Origin of the sequence: Rhizobium sp. P44RR-XXIV (assembly GCF_001999485.2) — a bacterium.
Taxonomy (GTDB): domain Bacteria; phylum Pseudomonadota; class Alphaproteobacteria; order Rhizobiales; family Rhizobiaceae; genus Rhizobium.
This window is the reverse complement of the sequence record NZ_MPVZ02000023.1, coordinates 131,467-153,465: the sequence shown is the minus strand read 5'-3', so window position 1 is coordinate 153,465 and position 21,999 is coordinate 131,467. Positions and strand designations below refer to the sequence as shown.

The window sequence follows — 21,999 nt, the reverse complement described above, 5'->3', positions numbered from 1 at the left end:
TAGCAAAAACAATGTGATAGATTCCATCAGCGATTTCGTGAGGCGCTGGTGAGAGCAATATGCTTTTCATGAAACCTTAGCCCTTGCGGGCTGATTGCAGCGTGGTCGCGAGCAAGGTTTGCGTGGCGATCGTATCCTCGAGGCTGGCGCGTTGTCGTGTCTGGAGGATGGCTGACTGCAGCCTGTTCATCTCACGCGCAATGGCAGGCGCCGTCCAGGTCTTGAGGGCCTGTTCGATAATCGGCTTGCGGCGAAAATGCAGGTGACGTCCGTGTGACTGCATGACCTGTGCCGGAGCCGACCGCTTTTCATCCATTTCGGCACGCATCGCATCCAGCAGCTGAAACTGCTTGAGGCAGCCCTGCAACACGAGAAACATCGGCGTCTTGGAGGTGGAGATCTTCTGCATGGCATGCAGGAAGGCTTCCGAATCGCCCTTCAGGATCGCGTCGACGGCGTCGTCGGCGGAGACGGCGCTGGCATCGCCGATGATTTCGGTGACGTGTTCTTCCTCTATCGTGCCCAGCCCGCGGCAATAGAGCGCCAGCTTGCGGACTTCATTGCGCGAGGCAATCCGGTCGCCGCCGAGAAGCTCCAACAGCACCTGGCGTGCGGCCGGCGTGATCCGCAGGCCTTCATTTGCCAGCTCGGTGTCGATCAGGCTATTGAGCGCTCTGATATCATCAGCATAGCAGGGGATTGTCGCTACGCTGCGCGCAGGCTCGACAACCTTGCGCAGCCCGGAACCCTTCTTGAGGTCACCGGCTTCCACGATGACAAAACTGCCATCCGGCGGATTGGCGGCAATGATCTGCAGCGAATCGACCAGGGCCTTTTCGTTGGCGGCGCCACGAATCCAGACGAGCTTTTCGCCGCCGAAAAGACCAATGGCGTTGACTTCGTCCAGCAGGCGGCCCGCATCGTTCTGAAGATCACCGACATCAAGCTTGATAAGGGAAAATGGATCCTTCAGATCGACGCCGGTCTTGGCCGCAATCTGAGCGGCACGCTCGGATACCAGACCACGATCCGGGCCATAAATGACGAAGATGCGGTAATTGCGCGCGGCATTTTGGAGGAATCCGTCAAACTCGTGAGACTTGATTTCCGCCATGCCGCGCTCTTGATCAGCGGCTGAGCGCAGCAGCGATGTCGGCAGCCACCATCTCGGCGACTTCGCGGGAGGCGCGGTCTTCCGAATCACGAACTGCGCGCTGCTTGGCGAATTCCTGTGTTGGGAAGTCGACCAGCGAGGTTACCGCGCGGCTACCGGATTTGATCACCTTGCCGGTGATTGCATCCTTCAGGGTGAAAGATGCGGTTACCGTGGTGCGGCCGGCGCCAGATGTGTCGGAAGACGGCAGATAGAGGACGCCGCCGGTTCCGGAGGTGACGCTCAGGTCAACGGTGTATTTCGGCGTCTTTGTCTCGCCGGCGCCGCGGCCGGCGATGAAGATCAGCTGGTTGCGGACTTCCTGGCCGACGCGCGAATTGGCGTCGGAGAAGGATACTTCCGACAGCTTCTGGGTGACGCCGGTGCTCAGGGCATAGAGCGGCTTCACCTGGCAGGCGGACAGAAGACCGGTAACAGCCACCAGAAACGCAATGCCGGCGATGCGGGCGAACTTGAAGAGAGTATCAGACGACAATGTTTACGATCCTCTGTGGAACGACGATGATCTTCTTTGGCGCCTGACCATTCAACGCGCTTTTGACGGCATCCAGGGCGAGAACGGCCTGTTGCACGGCATTCTGATCCGCATCGCGCGCGATTGTCAATTCGGCGCGCTTCTTACCGTTGATCTGAACGGGATAGACGATCTCGTTCTCGATCACCAGCGCTTCGTCATAGCTGGGCCAGGGGCTCGTGGCGATCATATTGGTGTTGCCGAGCACCGCCGAGCATTCTTCGGCAAGATGCGGTGTAATCGGCGCAACCAGCGCAATCAGGATTTCCACGGCTTCGCGGGCAGCTGAGACATAGGCCGCATCGGCATGGCCGGCGGCGACCTTGCCCAACGGAGCTGCCAGCGCATTGACGAATTCATAGATGCGCGCGACCGCCTTGTTGAAAGCGAGCTTGTCGTAATCACCCTGGACAGCCTTAAGCGTGCGATGTGCGATCTGCGAAATCGCCAGCGCCTCACCTTCCTTAGCCGGATTCGGTTTTGCAGCTTTCAGCGCGTCTGCCGCTTCTGAGACCAGACGCCACATGCGCTGCGTGAAACGATGCGCACCTTCGACGCCGGCTTCGGACCAGATGACGTCACGGTCTGGCGGTGAATCGGACAGCACGAAGAAGCGCGCCGTGTCGGCACCGTAGGACGCGATGATGTCATCGGGATCGACGACATTCTTCTTCGACTTCGACATCTTCTCGATCGAGCCGATGGCGATGTTTTCTCCCGTGGAGAGCAACGTGGCGCTGCGCTGGCCGTCGACTTCCTCGATGCGGATATCGGCCGGTGACACCCATTCGCGCGTCAGGCCCGAGCCGCGGCTATAGGTCTCGTGCACCACCATCCCCTGCGTGAACAGTCCCTTGAAGGGCTCCTTGACGTCGAGATGGCCGGTTTCGCGCATGGCACGCGTGAAGAAGCGCGAATAGAGCAGATGCAGGATCGCATGCTCGATGCCGCCAATATACTGGTCGACGGGCAGCCAGCGGTTGGCGGCGGCCTGGTCGGTCGGCTGGTTCTCCCATGGCGCGGTGAAGCGGACGAAATACCAGCTCGAGTCGACGAAGGTATCCATCGTGTCCGTCTCGCGGCGAGCGTCCTTGCCGCATTGCGGGCAAGCGACATGCCGCCATGTCGGATGCCGATCGAGCGGATTGCCGGGCTGGTCGAAGGTAACGTCGTCAGGCAGCCGGACCGGCAGATCCTGCTTTGGCACCGGCAGCACGCCGCAATCATCGCAATGGATGACCGGGATCGGGCAGCCCCAATAGCGCTGGCGGGAAATGCCCCAGTCACGCAGACGGAAATTCACCTTGCGCTCGGCCTGCGGCGCATTGCCGAGGCTGGCGGCAGATAGTTTCGAGGCGACGGTATCGAACGCCTCTTCCGTGCCCATGCCGTCAAGGAAGCGCGAGTTGATCATGACGCCGTCACCATCATAGGCGACATCGCCGACGCTAAAGCTTGCCGCATCGCCATCCCTAGGCATGACCACGGGCACGACAGGCAGATTGTATTTGCGGGCGAAATCCAAGTCGCGCTGGTCACCGGACGGGCAGCCGAAGATCGCGCCCGTGCCATAGTCCATCAGCACGAAATTGGCGATGTAGACGGGCAGTTCCCACGAGGGATCAAAGGGATGGCGCACGCGAATGCCGGTGTCCATGCCCTTCTTTTCGGCGGTTTCGAGCGCGGCGAGCGAGGTGCCGGCGCGGCGGCACTCCTCGCAGAAGGCTTCAATCTCGGCATCCTTTGCGGCAGCTTCCTTGGCGAGCGGATGGTCGGCCGAGATCGCCAGGAAGGAGGCGCCGAACAGCGTATCGGGACGCGTCGTATAAACGGCGATTTCGCGGTCGCTGTTGGGTGCGGTTTCCGGCACGATTTCCCAGCGAATGGTCAGACCTTCTGAGCGGCCGATCCAGTTCTTCTGCATCAGCCGCACTTTTTCCGGCCAATGGTCGAGTGTATCCAGTGCGTCCAACAACTCCTGGCTGAACTCGGTGATCTTGAAGAACCATTGCGTCAGCTCGCGCTGCTCGACGAGCGCGCCGGAACGCCAGCCGCGGCCGTCGATGACCTGCTCGTTGGCCAGAACGGTGTTGTCGACCGGGTCCCAGTTGACCTTAGACTTCTTGCGATAGACCAGGCCCTTCTCCATCATGTCGATGAAGAGCATCTGCTGGCGGTGGTAATAATCGACGTCGCAGGTGGCGAATTCGCGGCTCCAGTCCAGCGACAGGCCCATGGCCTTCAGCTGGGTGCGCATCGAGGCGATGTTCTGGTAGGTCCATTCCTTGGGATGAACCTTGTTGTCGCGGGCGGCATTTTCGGCCGGCATGCCGAAGGCGTCCCAGCCCATCGGGTGCAGCACGTTATAGCCGCGAGCGCGCTTGTAGCGCGCGACGACATCGCCCATGGCATAGTTGCGCACATGGCCCATGTGGATGCGGCCGGACGGATACGGAAACATTTCTAGAACGTAGTATTTCTCACGCGGATCGGCATTGTCGGTCACGAAGACCTCGTCTTCGTTCCATTTCTGCTGCCAGCGGGGCTCGGCGTCGCGCGGATTATAACGTTCGATAGTCATCTGATCTTGTATTCCGGAAAATCATGGGGATTAAGGGGTGACCTTCACCACGAAACCATCCAAGCGTCAAGTTTAGCAGGTGCGGCAAGTGCTTTATCTTGCAAAGCAAAGCCGGATTCCGGCGCATTCGCCCTTGGCAAAGGCCGCCTGCCTCATTATTGCAAAGTCTGAGAAGCAAGCGTGAATATCGAGGCGAAAAGATGGAACTTCAAGAGCGCCTGAACGAAGTTCGTTCCCATATCGCGGCAGCGGAGCGTCAGGCCGGCCGAGCGGCCGGCTCCGCGCAGCTGGTTGCCGTTTCCAAGACCTTCGATGCGGATCAGATCCGCCCGGCAATTTCGGCCGGCCAGCGTGTGTTCGGCGAAAACCGAGTGCAGGAAAGCCAGGGCAAGTGGCCGGAGCTGAAGGCGGAAACGCCCGGGATCGAGCTGCATCTGATCGGGCCGCTGCAATCGAACAAGGCTGCCGACGCGGTGGCGCTGTTCAATGTCATCGAAACCATCGATCGGGAGAAGATCGCGCGCGCGATTGCCGATGAAATGAAGCGCCAGGGCAAGAGCGTCAGGCTCTACGTCCAGGTCAATACCGGGCTGGAGCCGCAGAAGGCAGGCATCGCGCCTGATGATACGGTTGCCTTCGTCGACCTCTGCCGCAAGGAGCTCGGACTTTCGATCGAGGGCCTGATGTGCATCCCGCCTGCGGACGAAAATCCGGGGCCGCATTTCGCCTTGCTGGCGAAGCTTGCCGGCGAGGCAGGTGTCGAAAGGCTGTCGATGGGCATGTCGAGCGACTATGAAACCGCGGTTGCCTTCGGCGCGACAAGCGTTCGCCTTGGTTCGGCGATTTTTGGCGCGCGGTAGATCTTTCAGCGAACACAAAAGCAACGGCGTCATGGATCGGGCGGAGATGCGTGTGGCCATCCGCCACCCGCCCTCGTGGTTCGAGACGGCCCTGTGGGCCTCCTCACCATGAGGGCTGGTTCTCTCGCCCTGCTCGCAGCTCGCTCCGCCCTCATCCTGAGCTTGTCGAAGGATCGGGGCGGCCCATGATCGAGCAAAAGACCACTCCTCATCCTGAGGCGCGGAAGCTTCTGAGCTTGGCGAAGGGAGGCGAAGGGGACGGCCTGTGTCTTCCGACAAAAAAGCCCCGGTCGAAAACCGGGGCTTTGAAACTAGCGAAGATCGATCCCGCCTCAGAACTGATCGTCGTCTTCGTCGTCCGGTGTGGTCGACTTCAGCGACTTGAGCTTGGCGAAAACGGCGTCGGCGTCGATTTCCTTTTCCTTCGGCTCGTCACGCTCATAGCTGAAGCCGAGCTTTTCGGTTTCCTGAGCGGGCTGCAGCGTCGCGCCGAGTTCGGCGGCGGTCGGCAGCGGACGGCCCTTGGCGGCCTTTTCGACTTCCATGTCAAGATCGATCTGGCTGCAGAGGCCAAGCGTTACCGGGTCCATCGGCGCCAGGTTGGCCGAGTTCCAGTGGGTGCGGTCGCGGATCTGCTCGATGGTCGACTTGGTGGTGCCTACGAGACGGGAAATCTGCGCATCCTTCAGTTCCGGATGGTTGCGCACCAGCCAGAGAATGGCGTTCGGGCGGTCCTGACGCTTGGAGACGGGCGTGTAGCGCGGGCCGCGGCGCTTCGATTCCGGCACGCGAACCTTCGGCTCGGAAATCTTCAGCTTGTGGTTCGGGTTGGCTTCGGCGCGGGCAATTTCATCACGCGAAAGCTGGCCGGTCGAGATCGGGTCGAGGCCCTTGATGCCCTGTGCTGCTTCGCCATCGGCAATGGCCTTCACTTCGAGCGGATGCAACCTGCAGAACTGCGCGATCTGTTCGAATGACAAGGCTGTATTGTCGACAAGCCAGATGGCAGTTGCCTTCGGCATGAGCAATTGTTGAGCCATGGATATAGTCCTTCTGTCAGTCCGCGCCGGTGTCGCGGTCCGGGGTGTAACACCTCAATGTCCGGGAAATACGGCCCTATATAACGATAGTGTCGCGGAATTGCAATTCTTTGCGGATGAAATGCACTTTGTCCAATTGCTGTCATGGTTTGACCTGCTATTGATGGCGCGGAAAGTGCGCCCATACTTGCAAATCAGGGTGCCAGGACTCGAGGAGGAGACTATGTCGGAAAAGATTCATCCGGTGACGAAAGCGGTCGAGGCGCATGCTTTGATCGATCAGGCGAAATATCAGAAATGGTATCAGCAGAGCGTCGAGGATCCCGACAAATTCTGGGGCAAGCACGGTAAGCGTATCGACTGGTTCAAGCCCTATACCAAGGTCAAGAACACGTCATTTACCGGCAAGGTCTCGATCAAATGGTTCGAGGACGGCGTCACTAACGTCTCCTATAATTGCATCGACCGGCACCTGAAGAAGCATGGCGACCGCGTCGCCTTCATCTGGGAAGGTGACAATCCCTATATCGACAAGAAGGTTACCTATAACGAGCTTTACGAGCAGGTCTGCCGTCTGGCGAACGTCCTGAAGAAGCAGGGCGTCAAGAAGGGCGACCGCGTTACCATCTATATGCCGATGATCCCGGAAGCGGCCTATGCGATGCTCGCCTGCGCCCGTATCGGCGCGGTGCATTCGGTCGTCTTCGGCGGCTTTTCGCCCGAGGCACTGGGTGGCCGCATCGTCGACTGCGAATCGACCTTCGTCATCACCTGCGATGAAGGCGTTCGCGGCGGCAAATCCATTCCGCTGAAGGAAAATACCGACAAGGCCGTCCAGATCGCCGCCAAGCAGAAGGTCGATGTCAAGACTGTGTTGGTGGTGCGCCGCACCGGCGGTAAGGTCGCCTGGGAAGCCGGCCGCGATATCTGGTACCACGAGGCAACTGCCAAGGTGAAAGCGGATTGTCCGCCAGCGAAAATGAAGGCGGAAGATCCGTTGTTCATTCTCTATACCTCCGGCTCGACGGGCAAGCCGAAGGGCGTGCTGCATACGACCGGCGGCTATCTTGTTTATGCGGCGATGACGCATGAATATACGTTCGATTATCACCCCGGCGATATCTACTGGTGCACGGCCGATGTCGGCTGGGTGACCGGTCACTCCTACATCGTCTATGGGCCGCTTGCGAATGCGGCGACCTCGCTGATGTTTGAAGGTGTGCCGAACTATCCGGACCAGGGCCGCTTCTGGGACGTCATCGACAAGCACAAGGTCAATATCTTCTACACGGCGCCGACGGCGATCCGCTCGCTGATGGGTGCCGGCGATCATTTCGTCAAGCGTTCGTCGCGCTCCAGCCTCCGCCTGCTCGGCACGGTGGGCGAGCCCATCAATCCGGAAGCTTGGGAATGGTATTACAAGGTGGTCGGCGACAGCCGCAGCCCGATCGTCGATACCTGGTGGCAGACGGAAACCGGCGGTCACATGATCACGCCGCTTCCCGGCGCGACTGACCTCAAGCCCGGTTCAGCCACCCTGCCCTTCTTCGGTGTGCAGCCGGAGCTGGTCGACAGCGACGGCAAGGTGTTGGAAGGTGCGGCCGACGGCAACCTCGTCATCGCCGACAGCTGGCCGGGCCAGATGCGCACGGTCTATGGCGACCATGAGCGTTTCATCCAGACTTACTTCTCCACCTACAAGGGCAAGTATTTCACCGGTGACGGCTGCCGCCGTGACGAAGACGGCTACTATTGGATCACCGGCCGCGTCGACGACGTGCTCAACGTCTCGGGCCATCGTCTCGGCACGGCTGAGGTCGAATCGGCGCTGGTGTCGCACAAGCATGTGTCGGAAGCTGCCGTCGTCGGCTATCCGCATTCGATCAAGGGCCAGGGCATCTACTGCTACGTGACGCTGATGGTCGGCCAGGAAGGCTCGGACGCGCTGCGCCAGGAGCTGGTGAAACACGTTCGCGCCGAAATCGGCCCGATCGCCTCGCCGGACAAGATCCAGTTCACCCCCGGCCTGCCGAAAACCCGCTCCGGCAAGATCATGCGCCGCATTCTGCGCAAGATCGCCGAGGACGATTTCGGCGCGCTTGGCGATACCTCGACGCTCGCCGATCCGGCTGTTGTCGATGATCTGATCGCGAACAGGCAGAACAAGGCGGATGCGGCTTAAATCGAGCCGCGCGAGTATTCGCTTGAGCTCATGATTTGAAATCGCAAAATCTACGTTGGCGAGGGCTTGTCCCTCGCCAATTCATTTCACGTGAAACCTTCAGTGATTTTTAAACTCACTACGGAAGTCGGATTCGGCAAGCTTGCATGTTCCAAGGATCACCCTCAGCAAGGAGCTTCCCTTCGTCGACAAGGGCGATTAGTCGTGCCTGCAGCATAACGTCTCCAACCTGGTAGTATGGGTCGCAAGTCAAACCCATTGTGTCTCCGACAATGCGAGCCATTTTTTGCCACTCTGGGGATGCGTGTTCGAGCAGGACTCGATCGAAGTAATCCAGAGGTGCGGATACTAATCCCGTCGACGTAACGATGCGAAAAGGAGCGTTTTCATCCATCAAGCGCTTCCATTCGTTCTGGCTCGCAAGATCGTGTTCGGGCACGACGAGCTGCGCCTTGTCCAATATGGTCGCCAAAGTTTCGGCTCTAATTAGAGAAACTGCCTGTGGGGAATAGGTCGTAGGTGTGGCGTCGTCTCCTGGCCGACTTGGGAGGTGCAAGTCGGTGACATCGATGACATCATAGGCACGACCGTTCATATGGAAAGCCCAGGCGAGCCTGAAGGCAAGCTCCTGCGCGCAATGCCGTCCAAACCACACGACCAATCTATCGTCGGTTTCATCGATGCGCCGCCAGAAGTTTTGAAAATGCTCGCCCATGGCATCTTCGTAAAATGGGTGCCACCACGCCGCCCTAGCTGCAGCGTCGGAATTAATCGGTCCGCAAGTCAGGTCATCTCCGAAAGGCAGGACGTCATCTTCCCGGCCTGCCAACCGGAGTGCTTCGCGCAGTGAGCCCGCGGCGGAAAAGCCAGGCGCTACATGCAAAGTTTTCATTGCCCGGTTCCGATGAGCGAAATGGTTTCATATCAACGTGGAGGATGCACTCGAATTTAGTTCATAATCAAAAATCGATCGCCCGCCCATTAATCTCCCAATCTCCAAATCGAGCCGGGTCGGCGCCGCCGCGGCCGCCGATTTCGGGGGCGATTTCGGCCTGCGCTTGAGTTTCCTGCGCCTTGCGGCGCTCCTCGGCTTCGGCAAGTGCGCGCTTGGCAGCCGGCGAGAGCGGCTTGCGTGTCATTTCACCGGTTTCGGTGTCGAGTTTATTGTCGTTATCGGCTGTCTGCATGATCTGATCGGCCCGGAACCGTTGAATTAGGCGGAGGAATAGCCAAATCATAGTGCGTCCGGCCGCAAAGAAAAAGGTTTGGACGACAGTTGATTTGGAGAACCGTTGATGAATCTCATGCGTACCGCGATGCTGCTTGCCTTCATGACCGCGCTCTTCATGGGCGTCGGCTATCTGATCGGCGGTCAGTCCGGCATGTTGATCGCGTTTGTCGTTGCGGCGGGCATGAATTTCTTTTCCTACTGGAATTCTGACCGCATGGTGCTCTCCACCTACAATGCGCAGGAGGTCGATGAGCGCAGCGCCCCGGAATTTTACCGGATCGTGCGCGATCTCGCCCGCAATGCCGGCCTGCCCATGCCGAAGGTCTATCTCTATGACAGCCCGCAGCCGAACGCCTTTGCGACGGGCCGCAATCCGGAAAACGCCGCCGTTGCCGCCTCCACCGGCCTGCTGCACGCGCTGACGCCGGACGAGGTGGCCGGCGTGATGGCGCATGAGCTTGCACACGTCCAGAACCGCGACACGCTGACCATGACGATCACGGCGACGCTGGCCGGCGCCATTTCCATGCTCGGCAATTTCGCTTTCCTGTTCGGCGGTCGCCGCGACAACAACAATCCGCTCGGCATGGTCGGTGTTGTTGTGGCGATGATTGTTGCGCCCCTGGCAGCGATGCTGGTGCAGATGGCAATCAGCCGTACGCGCGAGTACTCGGCCGACCGTCGTGGTGCCGAAATCTGCGGCAATCCGCTGTCGCTCGCCTCGGCGCTCGGCAAGATCGCCCGCGGTGCCTCGCATATTCCGAATGAAGAGGCCGAAGGCCACCCCGCGACGGCGCATATGTTCATCATCAACCCGCTCTCCGGCGAGCGTATGGACAATCTGTTTTCGACCCATCCGAACACGGAAAACCGTATTGCCGCGCTGCACGAAATGGCCCGCCACGGCGGCGGTGGCACCTCTACCAGGGCGCCAACTTCGGGCTTTGGCTCGACGGGACCGGTCTTGGCTGCTAATCCGGAACGCAAATCGCGTTCCGTACCGAATACGGGTCGCGGTGGTTCGCAACCGCCGAAGGGACCCTGGTCTTGAGTTCTGACAATAAAAACAAAACGTTCAACAGAGACGGAAGACGACCGGGCAAAGGGTCTGCCGAGTTCCGCTCGCGTGATTCGGCGCCTGCAAAGCCCGGTTTTGCGGCGCGCGCAGCCGCGACGAAGATCCTGGCCGCCGTCATCGACCGCAAGACGCCGCTTGACGGCATGCTGGATGCGGAAGGCGGCAATCCTGCGTACAAGGCACTGGGCGATAGCGACCGTGCGCTGGTGCGCGCCATTCTCAACAGCGCCTTGCGGCATCTGCCGCGCATAGAGACGGCGATATCGTCTCTTCTCGATGCGCCGCTACCGGAAGGAGCCCGCGCGCTCCATCATGTGCTTGTCGTCGGCGCCGCGCAGATGCTCTATCTCGATGTGCCGGATCATTCCGCCGTCGACCTTGCCGTCGAACAGGCCAATCGCGACCCCCGCAATCGTCGCTTTGCCAAGCTGGTCAATGCCATTCTCCGGCGCATCGGCCGGGAGAAGCAGGTCATTCTCGAGCAGGTCGCAAGCGTGCCGGCGATGCCGGCTTGGTTTCTCTCGCGGCTCGAAGCTGCCTATGGCGCTGAGGCGGCAATCAAGATTTCTGACACGCAACTCGAGCCGGCAGCGATCGATCTCACGGTGAAATCCGATGCCGAGGGCTGGGCGAAGCGTCTCAATGGCGTGGTATTGCCGACCGGCGGCGTGCGGCTTGCCGCCTTTGAAGGATCCATACCCTCGCTTGAAGGCTTCGAGGACGGCGAATGGTGGGTGCAGGATGCCGCCGCCAGCATTCCGGCGAAATTATTCGGCTCTCTTGCCGGCAAACGGGTCGTGGATCTCTGCGCCGCGCCCGGTGGCAAGACGGCACAGCTCGTCCTCGCCGGCGGCAAGGTCACGGCGCTCGATCAATCGGCCAATCGGCTGAAAAGATTATCCAGCAATCTCGCGCGCCTCGGCCTGGAAGCGGAAACCGTCGTTGCCGATATGAGCAAATATCAGCCCGAAGAGCTCTTCGATGCCGCCCTTCTCGACGCTCCCTGCTCCTCGACGGGAACGACGCGCCGTCATCCTGACGTTCTTTGGACCAAGGGACCGGAGGATATCGCCAAGCTCGCCGCTCTGCAGGAGCGCCTGCTTCGCCACGCCTTGACGCTGGTCAAACCAGGCGGTGTGGTCGTCTTCTCCAACTGTTCGCTTGATCCTGAAGAGGGCGAGGATCTCGTTGCCCGCCTTCTCGCGGATACGGATGGTGTCGAGCGTGTTCCGATCGACCCTGTGGACTGGCCGGGTCTGGAAGCAGCGATCTCGCCCCTCGGCGCTTTCCGCACCGCGCCTGATATGCTGCCGCTTGCCGGCGACTTTGCTTCCGGCCTCGACGGATTTTTCGCCGCCGTGCTTCGCCGCACGCACTAGTCGCACCTATCGGTGTGGTTTTCTCGCGTTAGTTAAGAATCCGGTAACATGTCCTTAATTGGTATATGTGTAACCTCTTTTTAACTACAGGTAACAAGAGTAAGCAGAAGCGAATATGCAGGTCTGCGGCAGGGTTTCGTGAGTTCATACATGCGGGAAGCATGGCGGCGGATGTCTCGCCGCGCGGCGTTGACGCGATTGCGTCTCACCCGCCACACCATGCGTGTGCCGGAACGGCTGATCGTGGCGCCGACAGACCTGCGCAATGTCGATCCTTTTTTTGTCGAAGAGCTTTTGAACGGGCGCATCCTGCTCGCTGGCCGGGTGCTGGAAACGCAGGGCGCATCGCCATTCTCGCTCGAGCTGCCATCGCGGACCTTTGCCGCACGATTGCATAATTTCCGCTGGCTGCGGCATTTGCGGGCGGAAAAGAGCGATCAGGCTTCGGCAATGGCACGCTCCATTCTCACCGATTGGATTGCCGTTCACGGTCGTCGGCTCCATGGCCTCGCCTGGTCGCCGGATATTGCCGCGCAGCGCCTGATTGCCCTGCTGTCGCATTCGCCCGTGCTCCTGCATGGCACGGATAGCGGCTTTTACCGCCGCTTCATGCGCATGCTCGTCTTCCATGTGCGCTATCTCAGGCGGATGGCCTCGACGTCGCGGGATGGCACGACGCGGTTTCGCGTGCGCATCGCGCTTGCCATGTCGTCGGTTGCCATGCCCAACAGTGCGCTCGCGCTGAAACGCGCGGGACAGGCGCTTGATCGGGAGATCGACCGGCAAATCCTGCCCGATGGTGGCCATATCTCCCGCAATCCGCGCGTATCGCTGGAACTGCTGCTCGATCTGCTGCCGCTGCGCCAGACCTATGTCAATCTCGGCCATGACGTGCCGATCCGCCTCATCCCCGGCATAGACCGCATGTATCCGGCGCTGCGTTTCTTCCGCCACCAGGATGGTGATCTGGCGCTGTTCAACGGCGCGACCTCGACGCTGGCCAATGAGCTGATGTCGGTCCTGCGTTACGACGAGACGGCCGGGCAGGCTTTCAAGGCGCTGCCGCACACGAAGTATCATCGGCTGGCCGCCGGCCAGGCCGTCGTCATCGTCGATGTCGGCGCCCCGGCCTCCGTCGATCTCAGCCGCACGGCTCATGCGGGCTGTCTCTCCTTCGAAATGTCATCGGGCAAGACGCGCTTCATCATCAATTCCGGCGCACCGGAATTTGCCGGAGAGCGCTACACGCAGGCGGCGCGGGCAACTGCCGCGCATTCGACGGTTACGCTCAACGACACCTCGTCGAGCCAGTTCTCCAAGTCGAAGTCGCTGGGGCCGATCATGGTCGGCGGCGTCAAGAAGATCATTGTGGAGCGCGCCGAAACCGACGATGGACGCGACTATGTCCGGGCCGCGCATGACGGCTACCTCTCCACCTTCGGCTATGTTCACGAGCGCGAGCTGAGCCTCAACGCCAGCGGGACCATTCTTGCGGGTCGCGATCGCTTCCTCGTGCCCGAGGGCAGAAAGCAGGCGCCAAAGGGCGAGGGCATCGCATCGGCGCGTTTTCATATCCACCCCTCCATCAGCCTGTTGCAGACCGAGGTCGACTCCGCGCTGCTGATCGCGCCGGATGGAGAGACCTGGGTGTTTTCCTCGCCCGGCAACGAGGTGCTGGTGGCGGAAGATATCTTTTTTGCTGATCCCTCGGGCTTGCGCTCCTCAGACCAGCTCGAGATCGTTTTTCAGATCACCGAAAAGCCGGAAATCCGCTGGTTTTTATCCTATCGGCCATAGGCTAACCGCCTCAGCTATGCTAACGGGGCGGCATTATCGTCCCGCGCCCTTTTTCGCCGGACATCTCCTCATGCCAGAGCGTTTTTCGCTCTGTTTTTGTTATCTCGCAATTCCGGACGGAAAACCGCTGCGCACTTTTCCTGGAATTGCTTCAGACCGGAGAAAGCCCATGGCCGTCGTTTCCAAGAAAATTCCTGCTCCCGACAAGGTGAAGGTGAAAACCGCGCTTCTGTCAGTTTTCGACAAGACCGGCATTGTCGAGCTGGCGCGTGCGCTGAGCGAACAGGGCGTGCGGCTGCTGTCGACCGGTGGCACGCACAAGGCGATCGCCGCGGCCGGTCTTGCGGTCACCGACGTCTCGGAAGTGACGGATTTCCCGGAGATCATGGACGGCCGCGTCAAGACGCTGCATCCGAAGGTGCATGGCGGGCTGCTCGCCATCCGTGACGACGCCGAGCATCAGGCTGCGATGAAGGAACACGGCATCGAAGGCATCGACCTTGCCGTCATCAACCTCTATCCCTTCGAGGACGTCCGCAAGGCCGGCGGCGATTATCCGACGACGGTGGAGAATATCGACATCGGCGGCCCGGCGATGATCCGTGCTTCGGCCAAGAACCACGCCTATGTGACGACGCTGACCGATCCCTCTGACTATGCCGAGCTGCTGGCGCAGCTGTCCGCCGATGCCGGCCAGACGACCTATGATTTCCGCAAGCGCATGGCCGCCAAGGCTTTCGCTCGCACCGCCGCCTATGATGCGATGATCTCCAACTGGTTTGCCGAAGCGCTCGATATCGCCACGCCGCGTCACCGCGTCATCGGCGGCGTGCTGCGCGAGGAAATGCGCTACGGCGAGAACCCGCACCAGAAGGCGGCCTTCTACGTCACCGGCGAAAACCGCCCCGGCGTTTCCACCGCGACGCTGCTGCAGGGCAAGCAGCTCTCCTACAACAACATCAACGACACCGATGCGGCCTATGAACTCGTTGCCGAGTTCCTGCCGGAAAATGGTCCTGCCTGCGCGATCATCAAGCATGCCAACCCCTGCGGCGTTGCGACCGGCCCAAGCCTCGTCGAAGCTTATAAGCGGGCGCTCGCCTGCGATTCTGTCTCGGCCTTCGGCGGCATCATTGCTCTCAACAGCCTGCTCGATGCCGAAACGGCCGAAGAGATCGTCAAGCTTTTCACCGAGGTCATCATCGCACCAGAGGTGAGCGAGGAAGCCAAGGCGATCATCGCCCGCAAGCCGAACCTCCGTCTGCTCTCGGTCGGCGCCCTGCCCGATCCTCGTCTGCCGGGTCTCACCGCCAAGACTGTTTCCGGCGGCCTGCTCGTCCAGAACCGTGACAATGCTCTTGTCGAGGACATGGATCTCAAGGTCGTCACCAAGCGCGCGCCGACGGCACAGGAGCTTGTGGATATGAAGTTCGCCTTCCGTGTCGCCAAGCATGTGAAGTCGAATGCGGTCGTCTACGCCAAGGACGGCCAGACGGCCGGCATCGGCGCCGGACAGATGAGCCGTGTCGATTCCGCCCGCATCGCTGCGATCAAGGCGGAAGAAGCCGCCAAGGCCATGGGGCTTGCCGAGCCATTGACGCGCGGTTCCGCCGTTGCCTCCGAAGCCTTCCTGCCGTTTGCCGACGGCCTGTTGTCGGCGATTGCCGCCGGCGCTACCGCGGTCATCCAGCCGGGCGGCTCGATGCGCGATCAGGAAGTCATCGATGCCGCGAACGAGCACAATGTTGCGATGGTCTTCACCGGCATTCGTCACTTCCGCCACTAAGCCGTGGATATACCCAGCTAGAAAAATTGATATCCCGGTTGGTTTTCCAGCCGGGATTTTCTTTGCCTACTTTGTCGCCTTGTCGGCCGGATACGGCGTTGGTAGCAGAAGCAGCAGGCCGCCGGCGAGGAAGATGACCAGCGTTGCCATGCCGAGGCGGGCCGAGCCGCTCCAATAGGTCACCAGCGAGAAGAACAGCGTCGCCATGAAGCTGGTGGCGCGGCCCGAGAGCGCGTAGATGCCAAAATAGCGGCCGGCCTCGGCCAGGCTGACGCTGCGAGCGAGATAGGAGCGCGAGGAAGCCTGCACCGGCCCGAAGGCGATGCCGATCAGCAGGCCATAGCCGATATAGGCCTTTTCCGCCGCCGTGCCGAACAGGCTACCGGTGCTGACGGTGGAGAGCGGAACGAGGCCGAAGAGCGTGAAGCCCGGTCCGGTCGAGATGATGCCGAAAGTGGCGACAAGCAACAAAGTCAAACTGATGACGACTGTCGTTTTCGAGCCGAGCCAGCGGTCGACATAGCTTGCGGCAAAGCAGCCGAAAATGGCGATGACATTGAGGATGATGCCGTAGATGCCGATCTCGATCGTCGCCCAGCCGAACATGCCGGCTGCAAAGGTGCCGCCGAGGATCAACAAGCCGTTGACCCCATCCTGATAGACCATGCGGGCGACGAGGAAGAGGCTGATGCCGCGCCGGCGTTTCAGTTCGCCGAGCGTCGTCGCCAGTTCGCGCAGACCCGAGCGAACAGCGGCGCGAAGCGGCAGACCGCGGGCGGCATCGGGCGTAAAGAAGAACATCGGCAGGATGAAGAGAAAGTACCAGACCGCGGAAATCGGCCCGGTGATGCGCGCATCCTCGCCAACCGTCGCGTCGAGCCCGAAGAGCGGTGTCAGGCCGAAGATGGTCTTGCCGGTTTGCGGATTGCCCGCCAGCAGCGCCACGACGGTGATCAGCACGATCATGCCGCCGAGATAGCCGAGGCCCCAGGCAGCGTTCGAGAGCTTGCCGACATCGTCCTTGCCGACCAGCCGCGGCATCATCGAATCATTGAAGACGATCGAAAATTCCGCCGAGATCGAGGCGAGAATCATGAAGATGACGGGGTAGATCAGCGGCGATCCCGGCGCGGCACCCCAGAGACAGAAGAGGCTGGCGATCTTGATGGCGGCGAAGAAGGCGATCCACGGTTTGCGTGCGCCGGATTGATCGGCGATCGAGCCGAGGACCGGCGACAGGAGGGCGATGATCACCGAGGAGATCGTCGCCATATTGCTCCATGTCGTCTGCGCGGAAACCGGATCGGCGGTCAGCCGCGCCACGAAATACGGGCCGAAAATGAAGGTGGTGACGACGGTGAAGAACGGCTGCGCCGCCCAGTCGAAGAACATCCAGCCCCAAATACCCCGTGCCGGCACTTTTGCCGGCACGCTGTTGTCGATTTCGGTTGCCACTAGATCCAGCCCTTGATTCCCTCACCCGTGTGCCGGGTCGGGGCGGACTGTGTCACCTTGCCCGGCCGTTCGCAAGATCGCTGAGCAGGCCGGCGGCAACGGTGATGCGGGCGAGATTGGGATCGCCGCTTTCGCTGAGGCCGCCGAGCTCTTCGGCGATGCGATTGATGCGGATGCGATCCTCTGCATGCCACGCCTGTATCGGCTGCTTTTCCTTCGGATGGTTCGACAGGGCCGAGATGACGATATCGCGGCGGGCACCGGCGATCTGGTCGAGGCTGCGCGCCAAAGCGAGGCTCTCATAGTGGTCGCCCGTGACGATCCGGCTGCCGGCAAGCAGCAGGCGGCCGACGCGGAAGGTCTGCGACACGGTGAAGTAGCTTTCGGCTGCGCGGTTCAGCGTATCGCCGGTGCGCTCGGCGATCTGCATGATCTCCGGAACGAGGACGAGTGCGTAGATCGTGGCGATTTCCGAAGCGAGCTTCTCCGGCAGGCCGGCAGCCTGATATTCCGCCTCGCGAGCTGCGATTTCCGCTGCGAAATCCGCCGGGATATGGGTCAGGAAGACAGGTCGCAGTTTCTTCAGAGCTGCGCGAAGCCGGCTAACCGTTTCCTCTATATCGCCCTTGACGGCCCCTGTCTTCAGGAGCAGCCGCGTGAGCACCGTATAGACCTCGGTGATCTCGCCATAGACGCGGTTCTGCATCTGGCCGCCAACGCTGCCGTCAAGTGCGTCCGTCTCATTCCAAAGGCGGTCGAGGTCGAAGCCGTCGCGGGCGACCACGGCCGCCTTGACCACTTCGGCAGCTGACGCCGCCGTCGCGTCCATCATGCTGACGGCAAAGCCCGGACCGCCGCGATTGATCGCTTCGTTGGCAAGTGCCGTCGCGATGATCTCGCGACGCAGCCGATGGCTGTCGATATCGGCTGCGTTGGAGCGCTGCATCTTGACCGGAAAATAGCGGCTGAGGGTCGCGGCGAAATAGGGATCATCAGGCAGGTTGCTGGCAACCAGCGCATCGAAGAGGACGATCTTGGCGTAGGAGAGCAGCACGCCGATTTCGGCGCGGGTCAGCGGCCGCCCATTGGCGTAACGCTCAGCGAAAGTCTGTTCGTCAGGCAGCGTCTCGACCTTGCGGCTGAGCTGCTTGGCCGTTTCCAGCACGCTCATGAAGCGGCTGAGTTCCAGGCCGTTGCCGGTGCCCTTGCGCTCCGTCAGCGAAATCGCCAGGGATTGCAGATAGTTGTTCCGCAATACCAGGGTGCCGACTTCGTCGGTCATCGAGGCCAGCAGAACGTCGCGCTTGGCTCGTGTCAGGCGGCCGTCATGCATGGCATTGGCGAGCGCGATCTTGATGTTGACCTCGACGTCGGACGTGTTGACGCCGGCAGAATTGTCGATGGCGTCGGAGTTGCAGCGACCGCCCTTGAGGCCGTAGGCGATGCGGCCCTTCTGGGTGACCCCGAGATTGGCGCCCTCGCCGATTACCCTGGCACGAACCTCTTCGGCCGTGATGCGGATCGGATCGTTCGCACGGTCGCCGACGTCCGAATCCGTTTCCGATGGCGCCTTGACATAGGTGCCGATGCCGCCGAACCAGAGGAGGTCAACGGGCGCTCTCAAGATCGCCGTCATGATCTCGAAGGGCGTGGCGACCGATTTGTCGATGCCGATGGCAGCGGCTGCCTCCGGCGTCAGGGTTACCGATTTTGCCGAGCGCGAAATGATCATCGCACCCTTCGACAGGATGGACTTGTCGAAGTCCTGCCAGCTGGAGCGCGGCAGGTCGAAGAGGCGCTGGCGTTCGGCAAGCGTCTTTTCCATGTCCGGATCGGGATCGATGAAGATGTCGCGATGGTCGAAGGCGGCGAGCAGTCGGATCTTCGGCGAGAGCAGCATGCCATTGCCGAAGACGTCGCCAGACATGTCGCCGACGCCGACGACATTGAAGGGCGTCGTCTGGATATCGATGTCCATTTCACGAAAGTGGCGCTTGACGGTTTCCCAGGCGCCGCGGGCGGTGATGCCCATCTTCTTGTGATCGTAGCCGGCCGAGCCGCCCGACGCGAAGGCATCATCCAGCCAGAAGCCGGCTTCCTGCGCCAGCGCATTGGCGGTGTCGGAGAAGGTGGCGGTGCCCTTGTCGGCGGCGACGACGAAGTATGGATCGTCGCCATCGAGCCGTACGGTGTCGGCGGGTGGAATGATGTCGGCGCCGGAGATATTGTCGGTGATCGACAGCAGCGTGCGGATATAGGTCTTGTAGGCTTCGCGGCCGGTGTTGAAGATCTCGTCGCGGCTGCCGCCGACGGGGAGCTTCTTCGGATAGAAACCGCCCTTGGCGCCTACGGGCACGATGACGGCGTTCTTGACCTGCTGCGCCTTTACGAGCCCCAGCACTTCGGTGCGATAGTCTTCGGCGCGATCCGACCAGCGCAGGCCGCCACGGGCCACCTTGCCGAAGCGCAGGTGCACGCCTTCCACTTCGACGCCATAGACGAAGATTTCGCGGAAGGGCCGCGGCTCGGGCAGGCCGTCGAGGAGTTTCGGATCGAGCTTGAAGGCCAGCATCGCCTTTGGCGTACCGTCGGCGTTCTTCTGGAAGTAGTTGGTGCGCAGTGTCGCGTCGATGGCGTTGACGTAGCGGCGCAGGATGCGGTCGTCGTCGAGGCTCGGAACGTCGGCAAGCTCGGTTTCGATGGCCTCATGCAGTTCGGAAAGCTTCTTCGTGCGGCTCTTGTCGGCAAGCTTCGGATCGAGCGTGTCGTGGAACAGGCGGAAGAGCGAGGCTGCGACGCGCGGATATTTGTCCAGCGTAGCGGCAATGTAATCCTGGGAATAGGCGATGCCGGCCTGGCGCAGATAGCGCGAATAGGCACGCAGCACGTTGGTTTCGCGGGCGGAGAGATCGGCCGAGACGATCAGCCGGTTGAAGACGTCATTGTCGATCGTACCACCGAAAGCGGCAAGGAAGGCTTCCTTCAGCGCTGCGCCATGGCGGGCAAGATCGATCGTCAGGCCGCCGCGCGCTTCCAACTCCATGTCATGCAGCACGACATGACCGGTCGAGCCGTCCTTGGCGGTGACATAGATGTCGAAGGTCCGCTCGCTGATGACGTTGAAGCCGAGGTTTTCGAGCAGCGGCACGCGGCGCGACAGCGCCAGATTGCCCTGACCGTGGAAGATCTTCAGGGAGAGAATGTCACCCGTCTCATCCTTGCGGATATAGAAGCCGATGCGGATCGGATCGGCGCCGGCCGTGGCCGAGATGTCGGGCAGGTCGGCAACGGCGTCTTCGGGCGTAAAGGCTTCCTGAAAGGCCTGGCTGACGGAGATGCGCGGTGCCTTCGGGCCAGCCAGCATGACGAAACGCTCGTCCCAGCGGGCTGTTATGGCGCGGATCGCCTCTTCGAGCTTCGCCTGCGGAATATGCGGCGTCTTGCCGGCGCTGCGGCCGATGATGAAATGCACGCGCGCCACGCCGCCTTCCGGGAAGGCCGGGTAGTAGGCGGAGACGCGACCGTCATAGACTGTTTTCAGGTAGTTGCCGATCTTCTCGCGGACGACGGAGTCATATTCCTCGCGCGGGACATAGACGATGACCGAGACGAAGCGGTCGAAATGGTCGATGCGCGGCAGCGCGCGCACGCGCGGCCGGTCGGTGAGGTCGTTGATCTGCTCGGCGAAGCTCGCAAGCAGGGTCGTGTCGATCTGGAAGAGGTCATCGCGAGGATAGGATTCCAGCGTATTGTCGAGCATGCGGCCGGAATGGCTTGTGGGGTCGAAGCCGAAGTGATCCTTGACCTTCTGCACCTTCGAGCGCAGCAGCGGCACTTCGATGGCGGCGCTGGTATAGGCCGTCGAGGTGAAAAGGCCGACGATGCGCAGCTCGCCCGTGACGTTGCCGTCAGCGTCGAAGCGCTTGACGCCGACATAATCCATATAGGCGCGGCGGTGAACGATGGATTTGACGTTGGCCTTGGTGACGATCAGGAAGTCCGGCCCATTGAGGAAGGCGAGGATCTCCGGCGTCGTGGTGACGGCATCCTTGCCCTGTCTCAGGACGCGGACATCCGGATTGGAGAGAATGCCGAGGCCGGTGCCGCGATCACGCTCGACCTTGGCGTCCGTGCCCTTGCCGGAATAGACATATTCGCGCATGCCGAGGAAGGTGAAATTGCCGCCCCGCAACCAGGCGAGGAAGGCCAGCGCCTCGTCGCGATCGCTCTTGCGGCGTCCCGCCGCCTCATAGGTGGAGAGCTCCGAAATGACAATATCGAGGCGCGCCAGCATCGGCTTCCAGTCGGAAACGGTGAGATGCGTCTGATCGAGCACGGTCTGTACGCGCTTGATCAGGTCCGTTGCCTGCGCTGCCGTCAGGGGCGACAAATGAAGCTGGATATGGCTGACGCGATGGGCAGGATCGCTCGGGTGATCGGCGGAATAGAGGCTGGGTTGCTTGCCGTCCTCGATCACCAGGATCGGGTGCACGGCCATGTAGAGATCGCGGTAGGTACTGCTGACCTCACCCATGATCGATTCGTAGAGGAAGGGCATGTTGTGGTCGGTGATCGACAGGATCGACACTGCAACGCCATCGGGCTCGATACCGGCCATCTGCTCGATGCTGATGCGCGGAGAGGTACCGCTCCAGGCGGCCAGCTCGTTCGCTGCGTGCGCCGCAGCAAGGGCCAGCATTTCCGGGCTGTAATGCTCGATGTCGTCATTGCTTGCCCGGCCGAACAGGATTTCGGGGTCGATATGGGCTCCCCCGGTCGCGGCCGCGATCTTGCGGGCTGCGTCGATCTGTTTTTCCCGTTTCGGATTGGTCTTGGGCGCCATGAAATTCCTCCGGATTTTCGAATTTTGAGCACAGTAGCAGAAGGTTTAGCGAAAAAACTGGCAAAAAGAATGCGAATTT

14 protein-coding genes are annotated in these 21,999 nt (G+C 61.0%); 6 read left to right on the top strand and 8 right to left on the bottom strand.

Annotated features, from left to right (window positions below; all coding sequences use genetic code 11):
* Positions 1-76: 76 nt before the first annotated feature.
* The 3 genes from holA to leuS are packed head-to-tail and all read right to left on the bottom strand — an operon-like array spanning position 77 to position 4,269.
* A complete protein-coding gene (gene holA / locus BSK43_RS03540; protein WP_077470421.1) occupies positions 77-1,114 on the bottom strand; it encodes a DNA polymerase III subunit delta in 1,038 nt (345 codons plus the stop codon).
* 13 nt (positions 1,115-1,127) lie between these two features.
* Entirely contained in the window at positions 1,128-1,649 is a 522-nt protein-coding gene (gene lptE / locus BSK43_RS03535) for an LPS assembly lipoprotein LptE (RefSeq protein ID WP_077470422.1), read from the bottom strand.
* On the bottom strand, positions 1,639-4,269 hold the full coding sequence (gene leuS, locus BSK43_RS03530; protein ID WP_077470423.1) for a leucine--tRNA ligase: 2,631 nt from the start codon (positions 4,267-4,269) through the stop codon (positions 1,639-1,641). The genes lptE and leuS overlap by 11 nt, the downstream gene beginning before the upstream one ends.
* A gap of 200 nt (positions 4,270-4,469) precedes the next feature.
* Here leuS and BSK43_RS03525 point away from each other — a divergent pair, with 200 nt between their 5' ends.
* Positions 4,470-5,129: a YggS family pyridoxal phosphate-dependent enzyme gene (locus BSK43_RS03525; protein WP_077470424.1), complete on the top strand. Its 660-nt coding sequence runs from the start codon at positions 4,470-4,472 to the stop codon at positions 5,127-5,129.
* 332 nt (positions 5,130-5,461) lie between these two features.
* On the opposite strand, the gene BSK43_RS03520 is transcribed toward BSK43_RS03525, so the two are convergent.
* Positions 5,462-6,169 (bottom strand): DUF1013 domain-containing protein, encoded by a 708-nt coding sequence (locus BSK43_RS03520; protein ID WP_068390349.1) that lies wholly within the window; start codon positions 6,167-6,169, stop codon positions 5,462-5,464.
* A 223-nt stretch (positions 6,170-6,392) separates the two neighbouring features.
* Here BSK43_RS03520 and acs point away from each other — a divergent pair, with 223 nt between their 5' ends.
* Complete coding sequence (gene acs / locus BSK43_RS03515) at positions 6,393-8,351, top strand: acetate--CoA ligase (protein WP_077470425.1); 1,959 nt, start codon at positions 6,393-6,395, stop codon at positions 8,349-8,351.
* A gap of 118 nt (positions 8,352-8,469) precedes the next feature.
* On the opposite strand, the gene BSK43_RS03510 is transcribed toward acs, so the two are convergent.
* Both BSK43_RS03510 and BSK43_RS03505 read right to left on the bottom strand, forming a co-directional pair.
* A complete protein-coding gene (locus tag BSK43_RS03510; protein ID WP_077470426.1) occupies positions 8,470-9,243 on the bottom strand; it encodes a DUF3658 domain-containing protein in 774 nt (257 codons plus the stop codon).
* Between the two features lie 67 nt (positions 9,244-9,310).
* Positions 9,311-9,538, bottom strand: a complete 228-nt coding sequence (locus BSK43_RS03505; protein WP_077470522.1) for a DUF1674 domain-containing protein — start codon at positions 9,536-9,538, stop codon at positions 9,311-9,313.
* Positions 9,539-9,646: 108 nt separating this feature from the next.
* Between BSK43_RS03505 and htpX the strand changes: the two genes are divergently transcribed.
* The 4 genes from htpX (at position 9,647) to purH (ending at position 15,622) form a co-directional block, all read left to right on the top strand.
* Positions 9,647-10,633 (top strand): zinc metalloprotease HtpX, encoded by a 987-nt coding sequence (gene htpX / locus BSK43_RS03500; protein ID WP_077470427.1) that lies wholly within the window; start codon positions 9,647-9,649, stop codon positions 10,631-10,633.
* A complete protein-coding gene (locus BSK43_RS03495) occupies positions 10,630-12,039 on the top strand; it encodes an RsmB/NOP family class I SAM-dependent RNA methyltransferase (RefSeq protein WP_077470428.1) in 1,410 nt (469 codons plus the stop codon). Before htpX ends, BSK43_RS03495 begins: the two co-directional genes overlap by 4 nt.
* 150 nt (positions 12,040-12,189) lie before the next feature.
* On the top strand, positions 12,190-13,836 hold the full coding sequence (locus BSK43_RS03490; RefSeq protein WP_077470429.1) for a heparinase II/III family protein: 1,647 nt from the start codon (positions 12,190-12,192) through the stop codon (positions 13,834-13,836).
* Positions 13,837-14,005: 169 nt separating this feature from the next.
* Positions 14,006-15,622 carry a bifunctional phosphoribosylaminoimidazolecarboxamide formyltransferase/IMP cyclohydrolase gene (gene purH, locus BSK43_RS03485; RefSeq protein ID WP_077470430.1) on the top strand — a complete coding sequence of 539 codons (1,617 nt, stop codon included), beginning with the start codon at positions 14,006-14,008 and terminating at the stop codon, positions 15,620-15,622.
* A gap of 66 nt (positions 15,623-15,688) precedes the next feature.
* On the opposite strand, the gene BSK43_RS03480 is transcribed toward purH, so the two are convergent.
* Both BSK43_RS03480 and BSK43_RS03475 read right to left on the bottom strand, forming a co-directional pair.
* Entirely contained in the window at positions 15,689-17,077 is a 1,389-nt protein-coding gene (locus tag BSK43_RS03480; protein ID WP_077470431.1) for an MFS transporter, read from the bottom strand.
* 52 nt (positions 17,078-17,129) lie between these two features.
* On the bottom strand, positions 17,130-21,920 hold the full coding sequence (locus BSK43_RS03475; RefSeq protein ID WP_077470432.1) for an NAD-glutamate dehydrogenase: 4,791 nt from the start codon (positions 21,918-21,920) through the stop codon (positions 17,130-17,132).
* Between the last annotated feature and the right edge of the window lie 79 nt (positions 21,921-21,999).